At 62.3% G+C, this 13996-nt stretch carries 13 protein-coding genes and 1 tRNA gene; 4 read left to right on the top strand and 10 right to left on the bottom strand.

Annotated elements, in window-relative coordinates:
- Window positions 1–9: 9 nt before the first annotated feature.
- The 5 genes from ACO06J_RS17715 to ACO06J_RS17695 form a co-directional block, all read right to left on the bottom strand.
- Window positions 10–1044 (bottom strand): ABC transporter permease, encoded by a 1035-nt coding sequence (locus tag ACO06J_RS17715; RefSeq protein WP_421762035.1) that lies wholly within the window; start codon window positions 1042–1044, stop codon window positions 10–12.
- Entirely contained in the window at window positions 1041–1826 is a 786-nt protein-coding gene (locus ACO06J_RS17710; protein ID WP_421762034.1) for an ATP-binding cassette domain-containing protein, read from the bottom strand. Before ACO06J_RS17710 ends, ACO06J_RS17715 begins: the two co-directional genes overlap by 4 nt.
- Window positions 1827–1886: 60 nt before the next feature.
- Entirely contained in the window at window positions 1887–2864 is a 978-nt protein-coding gene (locus ACO06J_RS17705) for a substrate-binding domain-containing protein (protein ID WP_421762540.1), read from the bottom strand.
- A 100-nt stretch (window positions 2865–2964) separates the two neighbouring features.
- Complete coding sequence (locus ACO06J_RS17700; protein WP_421762033.1) at window positions 2965–3906, bottom strand: sugar phosphate isomerase/epimerase family protein; 942 nt, start codon at window positions 3904–3906, stop codon at window positions 2965–2967.
- The gene (locus tag ACO06J_RS17695; RefSeq protein ID WP_421762032.1) at window positions 3903–4949 is read right to left on the bottom strand and encodes a Gfo/Idh/MocA family protein; all 1047 of its coding nucleotides are present in this window, start codon (window positions 4947–4949) and stop codon (window positions 3903–3905) included. The genes ACO06J_RS17700 and ACO06J_RS17695 overlap by 4 nt, the downstream gene beginning before the upstream one ends.
- A gap of 129 nt (window positions 4950–5078) precedes the next feature.
- Between ACO06J_RS17695 and ACO06J_RS17690 the strand changes: the two genes are divergently transcribed.
- The 3 genes from ACO06J_RS17690 to ACO06J_RS17680 all read left to right on the top strand — a co-directional run bounded on the left by ACO06J_RS17690 (window position 5079) and on the right by ACO06J_RS17680 (window position 6774).
- On the top strand, window positions 5079–6110 hold the full coding sequence (locus ACO06J_RS17690) for a substrate-binding domain-containing protein (protein WP_421762031.1): 1032 nt from the start codon (window positions 5079–5081) through the stop codon (window positions 6108–6110).
- 59 nt (window positions 6111–6169) lie between these two features.
- Window positions 6170–6245: transfer RNA gene (locus ACO06J_RS17685), tRNA-Ala, on the top strand.
- Between the two features lie 148 nt (window positions 6246–6393).
- On the top strand, window positions 6394–6774 hold the full coding sequence (locus tag ACO06J_RS17680) for a translational machinery protein (protein ID WP_421762030.1): 381 nt from the start codon (window positions 6394–6396) through the stop codon (window positions 6772–6774).
- Between the two features lie 96 nt (window positions 6775–6870).
- Here the strand turns inward: ACO06J_RS17680 and ACO06J_RS17675 are convergent, their stop codons facing one another.
- The 5 genes from ACO06J_RS17675 to ACO06J_RS17655 all read right to left on the bottom strand — a co-directional run bounded on the left by ACO06J_RS17675 (window position 6871) and on the right by ACO06J_RS17655 (window position 12523).
- The gene (locus tag ACO06J_RS17675; protein ID WP_421762029.1) at window positions 6871–7533 is read right to left on the bottom strand and encodes a ferritin-like domain-containing protein; all 663 of its coding nucleotides are present in this window, start codon (window positions 7531–7533) and stop codon (window positions 6871–6873) included.
- A 13-nt stretch (window positions 7534–7546) separates the two neighbouring features.
- Window positions 7547–8203, bottom strand: coding sequence for a ferritin-like domain-containing protein (locus ACO06J_RS17670; RefSeq protein ID WP_421762028.1), 657 nt, complete (start codon window positions 8201–8203; stop codon window positions 7547–7549).
- Window positions 8204–8434: 231 nt separating this feature from the next.
- On the bottom strand, window positions 8435–8929 hold the full coding sequence (locus tag ACO06J_RS17665; RefSeq protein WP_421762027.1) for a hypothetical protein: 495 nt from the start codon (window positions 8927–8929) through the stop codon (window positions 8435–8437).
- Between the two features lie 104 nt (window positions 8930–9033).
- A complete protein-coding gene (locus ACO06J_RS17660) occupies window positions 9034–10791 on the bottom strand; it encodes an ABC transporter ATP-binding protein (protein ID WP_421762026.1) in 1758 nt (585 codons plus the stop codon).
- Window positions 10775–12523: an ABC transporter ATP-binding protein gene (locus ACO06J_RS17655; RefSeq protein WP_421762025.1), complete on the bottom strand. Its 1749-nt coding sequence runs from the start codon at window positions 12521–12523 to the stop codon at window positions 10775–10777. Before ACO06J_RS17655 ends, ACO06J_RS17660 begins: the two co-directional genes overlap by 17 nt.
- 249 nt (window positions 12524–12772) lie before the next feature.
- On the opposite strand from ACO06J_RS17655, the gene ACO06J_RS17650 reads away from it, so the two are divergent.
- Window positions 12773–13927, top strand: coding sequence for a mandelate racemase/muconate lactonizing enzyme family protein (locus ACO06J_RS17650; protein ID WP_421762024.1), 1155 nt, complete (start codon window positions 12773–12775; stop codon window positions 13925–13927).
- The last annotated feature ends 69 nt before the right edge of the window (window positions 13928–13996 follow it).

The raw sequence follows: 13996 nt of genomic DNA, 5'->3' as shown, positions 1-13996 counted from the left end.
CGTTGCGTCCTAGCGGTAGCGCACCTGGTTCCAGCGATGCCCGAGCAGCGACAGGATGATGATCAACCCGTAGAAGAACTGCACGTAAAAGCCAGAGAGCCCAACGCCCACCACGCCCGTCTGGATGAAGGACACCGTCAGGCTGCCGATCGCACTGCCCAGGATCGTGCCAACGCCACCCCATGGCGCGGTGCCGCCCACAAAGACTGACGCCAGCGTCGGCAGCAGGTAGCCATCGCCGGAACTCGGGTACCAGGTAAAGTTCACCAGCACGGAGAACACCCCGGCAAACGCCGATCCCAGCCCCATGAACACGTAGCACATCACCCGTACCCGGTTGATGTTGATGCCCATCTGCTGCGCTGCATCGGGGTTGTCGCCCACCACATGCACCCGCGCCCCGAACCGGTGCCGGTTGTATAGCAGCGCGCACACGATGGTGAATGCGACAGCCCATAGCGACTGCGCTGGAATGCCGAACAGGTCGCTCGAAAACATTTTGTACATAAGGGTCTGCGGCAACGTCACCACCGCGATCGAGATCCCCTGCGTCTTGATCAGGATCAGCCCGCGCAGCATGAAGCTGAAGCCCAGCGTGGCGATCAGTGAAGACAGCTGGCCATAGACCACCAGCCAGCCAACGGAGGCGCCAAGCACCACGCCCACGAGAAGCGCGGCGATGCCACCCAGAAACGGATCGAACCCCGCCTGCGTCACCAGCACAAAGGCCCAGCCAGAGGCTGCCATAGTCGCCGGAAACGAGAGGTCGATTTCTCCCACCGTGACAATGAACACCAGCGGCACTACGAGGAAGATCACGATAGGCAGTGTGGTCAGCACGGCGCGATAAATCTGCCACTGCGTAAATACACCTGGATTGCCGACCACAAAGAAGGTCAGCATCACCGCAAACACCACCAGCGAGCCGAGCGCAGCGCGGTTGTCGAGGATGAAGCGGCGCAACGGCGTCTGGTCCGGATGCGCCGGGCGCGGCGTGACAGCCATCACCTTGAGGGCCTCCGAAGCCGGGTCGATATTGCTCATTGGTGGCCTCCCGCCAGCGTCTTCATCGCTTCCTGCTTGGGATGCGCGATTTCTTCCATGAAATTGATCAGTCGCTCCGCCGAGCCCATCTCGGCCTTCGTCGCCTCAAGTACGATCCGGCCGCGGTCAACCACCACGAAGCGTTCGGCAATATCGAACACGTGATGGATATTGTGCCCGATGAACAGGATCGAGCGGCCCGCCGCCCGCGCCTGGCGCACAAAATGAAACACCTTTTCGGTCTCGGTCAGCGACAGCGCTGTCGTCGGCTCATCGAGAATGATCAGGTCGGACTGATTGTAGATGGCGCGCGCGATTGCGACGCCCTGCCGCTCGCCTCCCGACAACTGGCCCACGATGGAGTCCGGGGAGAACACCTTTGACGTAAAGCCGATCTCGCGCATCAGCTTCTCGGCCTGCCGGTGCTGCTCGCGGACCTTCAGGAACCCCAGCGGGTTAACCAGCTCGCGGCCCATGAAAATGTTGCGGGTAATGGTCTGCTGGATGGCCAGCGCGCGGTCCTGGAACACCGTCTCGATGCCATATTCGCGCGACTTGGCCGCGTTCCACTCGCTGACCTTCTTGCCCTTGATCAGGATATCGCCGCTCGAGGGCTGCACCGCGCCGGCCAGCACCTTGATCAGTGTCGACTTGCCAGCGCCGTTGTCACCCACGAGGCCGACAACCTCGCCGCGATTGATGTGCAGATTGATGCCGCCCAATGCGTAGACGCGCCCGTAGGACTTCTTGATGTCCTTCAATTCAATAATGCGATCGTCCACCCTGACCTCCTGTTGGGTAGACCCGGCCAGGAGGCCGGGTCCTTTGTCGCTATGTATCGATCAGCGCAGGCCCTGCGTTGCGAGGTCGGCCACGGCCTTGTAGTTTTCCGGCGTCACGAAGCCGGCGCCGGTATCCACATTCATACCGCCCAGGCCATAGACGACCTGTTCGCAGAGGCTGAGGATCGGCAGGTAGCCCTGCTGGAAGGGCTGCTGGTCCGAGGCAAGCTGCACCCAGCCGTCTGCAAAGGACTGCACCACCTGCGGGCTGGTATCAAACCCGATATTGATGATCTCGCCCGGCTTCTTGCCTGCTGCCTGCATGTAGGTCGGCACGTTGCCCAGCAGCTGGCCGCCTGGATAGGCAATCAGCTTGACCTCTGGATGGGCCGCAATGGCCGCCACGAAGATCGGGATTGCCGAGTTCGGATCACTTGCCGAGCCTGTTGGGGCATCGAGCTTGATCACCGTCATGCCGGCCTCTTCGAAGGCCTGCACCGTGCCAAGCTCGCGCTGCGCGCGCTCGACCTGGGCCCAGCCACCCATCACGAACGCCACGTCGCCTGACTTGAGCCCGAAGCGACGGATTGCCTCGACGCCCAGAGCACGGCCCTGCGGGTTCTGCTGTGCACCAACATAGGTGCCGCCGAACTTGGCGGTAACTTCATCGAGCGGCACGTTCTGGTAGATCATCTTGATGCCGGCCTTCTCGGCCTCTTCGGCCAGCGGCATCACGGCGGCGTTGCCCGGGTGACCCATCATGGCAATGCCATCGGGCATGGCAGCAATCGATTCACGCAGCTGCTGGACCATCTTCTCCTGGTCCCAGCCAGAGAACACATAGTCCACCTTCGCGCCGAGATCGTGCTCGGCCTGCTTGGCGCCGTTATAGACGATCGTGCCGAATGCGTCGCCTTCCGCGCCACCGACGAAGAAACGGATATGCACGTCGCTGCACCATTTGTCGCGCAGGGCTTCGGCGCTGGCGGCGCCAGCGGTAGCAAACATTGCGGCCGATGTGAGCGCCAGGGCGGTCATCAGCTTGAGTGTCTTGGTCCCAGTCATAGTCTTCCTCCTCAGGGTCTTGATGGGTTCTGTGCGTCGTCCAGCCGTTGACGGCCTTGGTTCCACGCGCCGCTTAGCCGGAGCGCTTGAGCGAAGGATCTCCCCCTTCGTATTGGGCCGTGACGTCGACAAAATCGCCACCACGGCAATGCTTGAGATAATTGAGCGCCCTGACCTGCCCGGTCATTTCGAGCGCGTTGCGATAGACCGGATCGTGCCAGCCCTCGATATCGATCGAACCGGACCAGCCCGCGAGCCGGAGCTCGGAAATAACATCGGTCCAGTTGCTGTCCCCGAACCCGGGGGTGCGCATGAACACGAACTTCTCCTTGCCGAAAATTCCGTGTTCCTTGACCACGTCCCAGCGCACCGTCGCGTCCTTGCCGTGCACGTGGAAGAACTTGTGTGCCCACTTGCGGATCTGCGGCAGCGGATCGATCAGGTAGACCAACTGGTGGCAGGGCTCCCATTCGAGCCCGATATTGTCGTCCGGTGTCTCATTGAACATCAGCTCCCAGGCATCAGGATTGTGCGCGATGTTCCAGTCGCCGGTGGCCCAATTGCCATCCATGGCGCAGTTCTCGAACGCGATCTTGATACCCTTGTCGGCGGCCCGCTTGGCGAGTTCGCTCCACACCTTATTGTACTGCGGCAGGCTGTCGGTCAGCGGCTTGTTGCGGATGCGGCCGGTAAAGCCCGCCACACAGTTCGCGCCAAAATGATGAGCGTTGTCGATGCAATCCTTCCAGCCCTGCAGCGTCTGGCGATCCATCTCCTGGTCCTCGAGCGGATTGCCGAACATCCCCAGCGTCGAGATCGTGATATCGCGGTCGCCTATCGCCGCGAGGCTGCGCTTGCCCAGTTCGGCAAGATCCTGGCCATTGGTGGTCTGCCAGAAGAACGGCTCAAAACTCTCAAATCCCAGATCGGCAATCTCCGCTATGCGCGCGGCGCTGTGTCCGCCGGTCGCGTTGATCATCGTGCCGATGCGAACGGCTTTGGCTGCATTGCTCATGAGGTCTCCTGAATTTTGATCTGCACGCGCTGGCGAGTGCGGGCGCTTTCGATCGCACCGAACACCATGGCAAGGCTGTTGATATTGTCGCTGCCTGCGGTCTCCGGCACTCGCCCTTCGGCAATGGCATCGAGAAATTCCGCCAGCACGCTGGCGTGGCCATGGGTCTGGCTCTCCTGGCTGACAGCCGGCACGTCGATCGCCTCGAGGGGGCGGAAGAACCCGTCATCGCCAGCGACCCGGTGCGCCTCCCAGCGATCAGCGCCATCCCAGACCAGCGTGCCCTTGGTGCCGATGATCCGCCAGGCACTCTCCCAGCTGGTATTTGCGCCCTCGGCCGCCCATGATCCACGATAGGTAAAGACGATGTCGTTGCTGAATTCGAAGATGGCGTTGGCGACCGCACCGTGCCGATACCAGGAGCCGCGCGGATTGGTTTGGTGGCAATAGACCGCCACCGGTTGGGCGCCCGCCATGAACCGTGCCGCGTCGAGCGTATGGATCGCCATGTCCAGCAGCAGCACATTGTCCATCTGTTCGCGGAACCCGCCGAAATGCGCGCCGATGAAGAAATCCGCGTGCAGGGCCGTCAACTCGCCCAGCGCGCCGCTCGCGATCATCTGCCGGATGCGCCGCACCCCATCGATGAACCGCCGGTTCTGCACCACCGCATGCACGCGGCCCGCAGCCTTTGCCGCCGCGACGATCTCCTCGGCCTCGGCCAATGACGCCGCCATCGGCTTTTCGGTCAGCACATGACACCCGTGTCGCAGCCCCGTCAGCACAACATCGCGCCGGGCCGAAGGCACCACCACGTCAAACAGCAGGTCAGGTTTGGTCAGGGCCAGCATGGCATCGAGGTCGCCACCGCTTCGTGCGCCAGTCAGTCCGAACGCGTCACGCAGCGCATCGGCAGCGCCGATATTCATGTCCACCAGCCCGACAACATCGACGCGACCGATCAGCGCAGGCGCTTCTGCAAGCGCCTTCAGCCAGCCTTTGGCCATAGCTCCGCACCCGACCAAAACAGCACGTTTTGTCATCAGAACTCCTCCGCCCGCGATCCTCCGGCTGTCTTTGCGACAATTCGAAGGGAGTGACCGTAAGCGCTTACGAAGCTATATTTCGGACCGTTTCCGTGTCAATAGGCGTTTGTTGGGCGGGGAGAGACGATGAAGGGTATTGCCAGACTGGCGAGCGAACTGGGGATTTCCACCGGCACGGTTTCGCGCGCCCTCAATGGAAAACCCGACGTGAACGCCGAAACGCGAGCCCGGGTTCTGGAGGCCGCACAGCGCATTGGCTATGCCCCGAACGCTTCGGCACGGAACCTCGCCAAGGGCGTTACCAATAGCATTGGCTTCATGATCGAGCTGAACCCGGTCACTGCCTCCAACAGCGACAACTTTTTCATGGGCGTATTCGATGGCGTACAGAGTGTGCTGCGCCTGCATGGCCTCGAGTTGCTGGTTCTGCCCTGCCCTACCGATGACGACCCATACCTCTACCTGCAGCGTTTCGTCGCCCGCGACACCGTCGATGCCATGATCATCTCGGCCACGCAGAAGATCGATCCCCGCATCGATCTGTTGCAGCGCCGCGACATCCCCTTCGTCGCCCTGGGCCGCTCGGATTCCGGCCGTGAATATTCCTGGATCGATCTCGACGTAGAGGGGGTGGTGCACCAGTCGATCGACCGTCTGGTCGCCCTGGGACACCGCCGCATCGCGGCGACCGTGCCCGTCAAGGGGATCAATTTCACCTCACTCTTTCATCACGCCTATCGCGACGCTCTGGCTCGAAACGGTCTCCCCTATGACCCGGACCTCGCCATCGATACCCAATGGGGTGAACTTGGCGGCTACCAGATGACCGACAAGCTCCTTGCCACCCTCAATCCGCCAACCGCCGTGCTGCTTATCTACGAAATGATGGCGCTCGGGCTCTATCGCCGGCTCGCCGAGCTGGGCAAATCGCCTGGCCGCGACCTTGCCGTCATCACCTTCCGCGACGAGCCGGCGCTCCGCTTCCTCCATCCAACTGTCACCTGCTTTTCAATGTCGCTGCACGATCTGGGCGTCACCGTCGCCGAGGCTGTACTCGCGCGATTGCGTCGGGATCCCGCCCCACCCGTCCAGATGCGCTGGCCGATGGTCCTCAAGCCAGGCGACAGCGATCGGCCCCTGTCCGCAATGCGGCCGTGACTCGCTAAAAAAGGACTGGTCCTTGCCCGCCGGATTGGGTAATACCCCCGCATCGAAGCGGGGCTGTAGCTCAGTTGGGAGAGCGCATCGTTCGCAATGATGAGGCCAGCGGTTCGATTCCGCTCAGCTCCACCACTTCGATCTAGGGCCCTGCCCATCCCCAGACCAAATCGCCCCACCCCCTCACGATCATCCGTCAGGCACCCCACATATGGGGTGCAGGCGCCGCTTGGAGCGGGTCGTCCGATCCCCTCAGCCGCATCGCGCGAACCAGAGGGATTTCATGCACACCCACACACTCGTTTGGATCGACCACACCGAGGCTAAGCTCTTCGACATCGGCCCTAACAATGCCGACACAGAAACCATTGCCGAAGCCAGGCAGAGCCACTCCCATCGGCGCGACAATGACCATCTGGGCCATGCCCAAGACGCCAATGAACAGGTCTTCCACGCCGCCATCGCCAAGTCACTCGAGGGCGCCACAGGCATCCTGATCACCGGTCCCGGCCAGGCGCGCACCGAGTTTGCGCATTACCTTGAGGCCAAGGCGCCAGCCGTCTCCGCCAAGGTGTGGGCCGTCGAACCGCTCGACCACCTGACCGATCCGCAGCTGATCGCACACGGCCGCAGCTTCTTTTCCAAGGAAGAGCGGATGCACTAGTCGCCGCTTGCCCCCATACGAAATGGCCGGCGCCCACGGGTGCCGGCCACATCAAATTGAGCGGCCACGATCGTGGCCGAACACTGCGGAAACGTATTAGGCGAGGAACGGCGTGGCCGCAGCGAGCACCTGCTTTTTGGTCAGCGGCTTGTCAAACGCACCGGTAAAGCTCGACTTGCCGATCAACGGCCGCACGGCCGCCGCGTGGCGGGCCTCGACCGAGTGGATCTGCAGCGCCGTCGTCAGCACCGGCGTGCCGATCAGGTTGCCCGCTTGGCCCTTGTAGGCCGCAACACCGAGATCCTCGAAGGTCGCCGAGAGCGTTGCAAAGGTCTCGAAGTTCTCGAACACATCCGCGAATTTGCCGCCAGCGGTGAAATCAACCGCCGGTGCCTTTACGGCGGCTGCGCCAAGCGCACCCTTCAGCAGCTTCACATGCGCCGTCTCGTGCTCGCCAATGGTGCGGAACAGCGAGCGGTACTTGGCTGGGATCAGGCCCTTGGCGCCGTTGCCGGCTTTGTAGAATGCGGCTTCCAGGTACTCCAGCGTCAGTGCGAAGTTGAGCACGTCGACCACCTGCTTGGGCAGCCCACCTGCCGCGAATGCCTGCTGCGACGCGACAGCCAGCACCAGCGGGGCGGAGCCGATGATCGCGGCGGGCGCACCATAGCGTGCAAACAGTCCGCGGCGAGCATGGTCGATGCGCTCACCCACTTCGGGCTCGATGGCATCAAGGATGAAGTTCTCTTGCGTGTTCATGATGATCATCTCCTCAAGTCAGCGAATTGGCGGTGAAGGGCGTCGTGATGAAGGGCGCAGCTTTGGGCAGCACTTCGGCGGGCGACAGGGCGCCGTCGAGACCCTTGCCATCGACATGGCCACCATCCACCGCGTCCTTGGTGGCGCCGTGCAGCATTTCGGCGATGGCAGCAGCATGCCGCGCTTCGACCGACACGATCGATCCGGCGGCAGCCAGATAGTCGACGTTCTTGATCAACTGACCAGCGCCGTTATAGGCGGCGACGCCCAGGTTCTCGAACACATCGGCCGTCCCCAGCACACTCTTGCGGCTGGAGAAATCGACCGCCGAAAAGTCCACTTCCAGCGAGGGAATGGCCTTGCGGCCAAGTGCCTTCTTGAGGAAATCGCGGTGCGCGACTTCATGGTCGCGGATCGACTTGAGGATGGAAAGCTCGCCCTTGCTGATGTTCTTGTAGGGCGACTTCACCACGCTGATGTAGAAGGCCGCCTCGAGTTGCTCGAGCGCATAGGCATAGTTCAACACGCCCACATCGCCTTCACCGAGGTCTGTAGCCATGGCGGCAGTGATGCCAAAATTGGGGAGCAGAGAGCCGGCGACAAGCACACCGGCAGCAGCTCCACTCCAGCGCAGCAAATCGCGCCGTGTGGTTGAAAGAGACTGTATCATCGGAAACTCCAGTTTTCTGTTGAACTCACGCGGAGCAACGGAACCGGAGCATGCAATGTTTCAGTTTTCTGCCGGATTTCTGAGTCTATATTTGCGCAACCATTTGATCCGCCTCGCGTTTACGCGCGAGGCTGAACAGGTGCTGGAGGGTCACGATCTGGACGGCTCACGGCCCCAGATAAGTCAGTTCGGCCGGCACCTTGATGGCGCCGGCCGTTTTGCCACACTAGGCTAGTTGGTCACAGCCGCCGCGCCCGGCGCACCCTGCGGGCCCTGCGGACCAGCGGGGCCAGCAGGCCCTGCGGGGCCAGCGTCACCCTTCGGGCCGGCCGGACCGGCAGCGCCGGTATCACCCTTGGCACCGGCAGCGCCCTGCGGGCCTGCAGGACCTGCGGGGCCGGTGTCGCCCTTGGCGCCAGCGGAGCCCACCGCGCCGGTGTCACCCTTGGGACCTGCAGGTCCTGCCGCTCCAGCGGGACCCGCGGGGCCAGTGTCACCCTTCGGGCCTGCGACGCCTGCGTCACCAGCCGGGCCCGCTTCGCCCTGCGGACCTGGCGTCGTCTGCACCTTGGTAATCGCTGCCTGCAATTGCGCATTCGTCGCGCCGCCGAACCAGCTGACCACCATGCCCGGACTGATCGCATTCAGGACCAGCAGCACGATCAGCAAAGCCACCGCCCCGATGACTCCGGGCAGGAACCTCCCACTAAACCAGTTACTTTCCATTTTCGCCTCCTCGCGTGTTAACCACGAGGCCATCCTAGACCCATGACATGGCAGCCCGATAGCAACACCGAGCCGGTTAGTCACAGCGCTGGAAGGGTGCCTGGCTAGCTTGTCATCGTGCCGTGCAGCAGCATGTTCACGGCGTTTTCCATCGATCCGGCCGCCGTCACCGTGCCGCCATTGACGAAAAAGATCTCGTCCGCGCTGTCGATGGTGTTGAGCCGGTGCGCAATCACCACCTTGGTGGTCGAAGCCGGCAACTGCTTCAGGATCTCGCCCAGGAGCTGCTCGGTCATCGTATCGATATTGGCCGTCGCCTCGTCGAGGATCAGCAGTTCCGGGTTGCGCAGCGCGGCGCGGATGAAGGCGATCAGCTGCTTTTGTCCGAGACTCATCGCCTCGCCTGCCGACGACACCGGCGTCTCTAGCCCTTTGTCAAAGCGGCTGAGCAGCGCCGAAAGACCTGCCGTCTCGAGCCGCCCCGTCAGCTCGCCATCGCTCAACGCCGCCAGCGCCGCATTGCCGTAGACGATGTTGTCGCGCACCGTGCCGGTGAACAGGAACGGCTCCTGGAGGATGAAGCCGATCTGGTTCGCCCGCTCCTCTGCCGAATACGCCCTGATGTCCTTGCCGTTGAGCAGCACCGTCCCGGCGCTCGGGTCGTAGAGCCGCGCCATCAGCGAGGCCGTCGTCGTCTTGCCCCCGCCCGTTGGCCCGATCAGCGCATAGGTCTTGCCGCGCTCGAGCGCAAAGCTCACCGACTTCAGCACATCCTTGCCGTCGGGATAGCCGAACGACACGTTGTCGAACCGCAGCACCGCCGCCCCTGCCCGAGCCTCCGCCGGCACCACGTCCATGTCGGACTTCAGCGCCAGCACTTCCGAAATCCGGTCGAACGCCGCCAGCGCCAGCTGCAGCGAAGACCAGATGCTCGCCAGTTGCCGCAGCGGAGTGTAAAAATTGGTGACATAAAGCAGAAACCCGATCAGCAGCCCCACCGTCAGATCGCCCGCCGCGATCAGGCTCACGCCGTAAGCCAGAACCACCAACTGCCCGAGCGTCGAGGCGAGGCCGTAGAGCGGGATGAAGATGTTGCTCGCCGCCCCTGCTTTCACCGAGGCATCGTAGTTGGCAGCGTTAGCCACCGCGAACTTGTCCCGGAAATAGTCGAGCCGGTTGAACGCCACAATCACCTTGAAATTGGCAAGGCTCTCCTGGATTTCGCCACTGAGATTGCCCAGCGTCTGGAGGCTCGTAAAACTCGCGCGCCGCACCCACCCCGAGAGCACTTGCGTCACCACCAGCACCGCCACCGCCGGCAGCAGCGCCGCGCCACCGAGTCTGATGTTCAGCACCAGCAGCAAGACCCCTGCGCCCACGATCAGGAACGCGTTGCCCAGGAACTGCATCAGCGCCTGCGCAAAAAACTGGTTCAGTTTGTCGGTGTCGTTGTTGATGCGCGAGATCAGGTCGCCCGAGCGGTTCTGGTTGAAGAACGCCACCGGCAGGTCCTGCAGCTTGGTGAAGATCGCATTGCGGAGATTGAACAATATCCGCCGCCCCACCCCGCCCATCGTCCGCGTCTGGGTATAGCCAGAAACCAGCGCCACCATGAACACCGCCAGCAGCACCCCGGACCAGGTGAACAGCCCCTGATAGTCCTTCCCGGCAATGAACGTATCAACGATGTGCGATATGATGATCGGCGACAGCAGCGAAGCCCCCGATGTCACCAGCAGCGCCGCCAGCGCGATCAAAACATTGCGGCCTTCGCCCGCCATCAGCGGCAGCAGGCGCCTGAGGGCTACCCATACCGGCTCCTTGGCCTTATCCGCCCCGCCCGTGTTAAGCTTGTAGTTCATAGTCTTCGGTGCTCTGCTGGGACGAGAAAATCTGCGCGTATTCAGGCGATGTCGCGAGCAGCTCCTTGTGCGTGCCGATGGCCAGCATCTTGCCCTCCATCAGCAGCACGATCTGGTCGTAATCCTCCACCGGCGCGATCTTTTGGGTCACCGAGATCAGCGTGATGTCCGGGTAGTTCGCCCGCACATTTGCAAGGATCTTCCGCTCGGTCCGCGCATCGACCCGCGCCGTGAAATCGTCGAGCAGCAGCACTTTTGGGTCGAGCGCCAGCGCCCGGGCCAGCATGATGCGCTGCTTCTGCCCACCCGACAGACTCGTGCCGCGCTCCGAAATCACGGTGTCGAGCCCCTGCGGCAGGCTGGCGATGAACCCGTCAAGCTCAGCCGTCCGGATCGCCTTTTCGAGCCGCGCATCGTCCACCTCGTTCGAGAACGCGATGTTCTCGCGCACGCTGAGGTTGAACGTCACGCTGTCCTGAAACACCAGCCCCACCTGCTTGTAGAGCGACTGCCGGTCGTATTCGGAAATATCGACCCCATCATAGGTGACCCGCCCAGCGTCCGGCACGATCAGCCCAGTGATAGCGAACAACAGCTGCGTCTTGCCCGCCGCCGTCGGCCCGATCACCGCGGTCCGCGTCCCCGCCTTGGCAGCAAAGCTGACCTCATCGAGCACCAGCCGCTGCCCGTAGCGTACACTCAGTCCGTCGACCGCCAGCGCCCCGGTCAACTCCGCCACCCGCGTCCCGGTCTCCTTCGGCTCCGCCGCCTCCAGCACCGCCGAAATCCGGTCATACGAGGCAGAGGCCTGCGACACCACGTTGCTCATGAACCCGATGATCAGGATCGGAAAGATCAGGATCGAGAGATAGGAGTTGAACGCGGTGAAATCGCCAAGGCTCATGCCGCCCGAGATCACCAGGTGCCCGCCGAACGCCACGATGGCAAGCGTTGCGAGGTTGGTGGCAAACGTGATCACCGGGATCATCGCCGAAAACAGCCCGACGATCGAGAGGCCGATGGTCTTGGCCTCGGTATTGGCCCCGATGAACTTGTTATATTCGAGCGCCTGCGAGTTCAGCAGCCGGATCAGCGAGGACCCTAGAATCGACTCGTTGATCACCCGGTTAAGCCAGTCGATCGCCTCCTGCGACTTGCGGAACAGCTTCCTGACCCGGCTCAGCACATAATAGAAAGTCGCGCCAATGATCGGCACCACCGCCAGCACCAGCAGCGCCAGTTGCCAGTTGAGCAGCAAGAGCAGCACGCTCGCGCCAACGATCAGGAACAGTGAAGAAACGATCGAGGCAATCGCCTGCGAGACGAACGATTTGATCGCATCGACATCTGAGGTGAGATTGGTCAAAAGCCGCGACGGGGACACCGTCTGCACATAGGCAAAATCCTGCTGCGCAATCTTTCCGACCAGCTTCGTCCTCAGGTCGCGCGCCACTCGCTCCGACGTGATCGTCTGGACGATCGCCTGCCCATAGGTGAGGATGAACACCCCCGCCGCAATCAGGCAGAACTCCAGCACCAGCTTGGGCAGTGTCAGCGCTGGCGTGCCGATCCCGTCAATCGCCGCCGACACCAGCTTCGGTAAGAGAAGGTTGAGCGCGTTGCTGAGGATCGTCAGCCCTACGAGCAGCGCAATCCACGGCCAATAGGGGCGCAAGATGGCGCCAATGCCACCCTTATTTGGTGCTCTGGGTGGTTTTGCGTCGTCGGCCATAAGGTTCGAAATTCCTGCTCTCGCCAATCATATGGTGTTCCGGGCCGGAGCGCCAAACTTTCCGCTGCGGCGCTTGGAACCACCCGTCTGCCCTCACCGCCCATGGCCGTAAGGGGCTGGCGGTTAGGCACAAAGTCGCAGTCCAATCGTGAAGGCGCCGTCCACCCCGCATCTCGACGCCTCACCCCTTGCGCCCTACACTTCCTCTCGGAGGAATGAACGGAATTTGCCGTTCGAGGGAGGAATGACTTGAAAATCACTTCGATAAAGACGGCCGCCAGCACCGGCCATTGCATGCATTTGTGGGTGAGGATCACCACCGACGCCGGCATTACCGGTCTCGGCGAATGCGTCCATGGCGGCCACCAGGCCATTGCCATCATCAAGGATCTGGAAGAGCGCCTGATCGGCCGCGACCCCTTTGCCATCGACGCTCTCTTTGAAGAAACCCGGCGCAGCCTCGTCTTCGAAGGCGGCTTTGCCGGCGCCCTGATCACCGCCCTCACGGGTATCGAGATCGCGCTCTGGGACCTGAAGGGCAAGGCGCTGAAGGTCCCCATCTACGAGTTAATGGGCGGCAAGTTCCGTGACGACATCCGCGTCTATGCTGACTGTGAAGTTTCCCCCGGCATGAACATGGGCGAAGTTCAGGCCGTCGTCGACGAGGTGCTGGAAGCCGGTTTCACCGCCCTCAAGGTCGACCTCGATATCCGCGCCTACGGCCATACCGGCTCAGAAACCGGCTGGTACGAAAAGGACAAGTTCAACATGACTCCCAACAAGTGGGAGCATGACCGCATGGTGCAATTGGCCGAAATGGTGGTGAAGGCCGCCGGTAACGATGTCGACGTCGCCACCGACCTCCACACCCGACTCGACAAGCACTCCGCCATCCGCCTCGCCCGCGACCTCGAACACCTGCAACTGATGTGGCTGGAAGAGCCGGTACCGCCCGAAAATATCGACGTCATGGCCGAGATCACCCGCTCGACCTCAACCCCGATCTGCGCCGGTGAAAACCTTTACCTGCGCCACGGGTTCCGCAAGCTCCTCGAGCAACAGGCCGTCGATATCATCATGCCCGATATCCCCAAATGCGGCGGGCTGTCCGAGTGCCGCAAGATCGCCGAGATGGCCGACCTCTATTCGATCCCTTTCGCACCGCACAACGTCAGCTCACCCATCGGCACGATGGCGTCGGCCCATGTCTGCGCCACCGTCCCCAACTTCCTCGTCCTCGAATTCCACTGGTTCAACCGCGACTACTGGAAGACCATCACCGATGGCGGCGAAATCATCGAGAACGGCCGCATCAAAATCAGCGACCGCCCCGGCATCGGCCTCGAACTCAACGAGGACGTCGCCAGGCAGTACCAATACCCCGGCACCACCTGGTTCGAGTAACCGCAAGCTTGATCCTCCCCCGCCAAGCGGGGGAGGGGGACCACGCGCGGCGTGGTGGAGGGGGTCACT

The sequence above is a fragment of the Devosia sp. genome (assembly GCF_965229025.1).
In the GTDB taxonomy this organism is placed as follows: domain Bacteria; phylum Pseudomonadota; class Alphaproteobacteria; order Rhizobiales; family Devosiaceae; genus Devosia_A.
The sequence above is the reverse complement of the archived record's forward strand: the minus strand, read 5'-3'. Positions and strand labels throughout refer to the sequence as shown.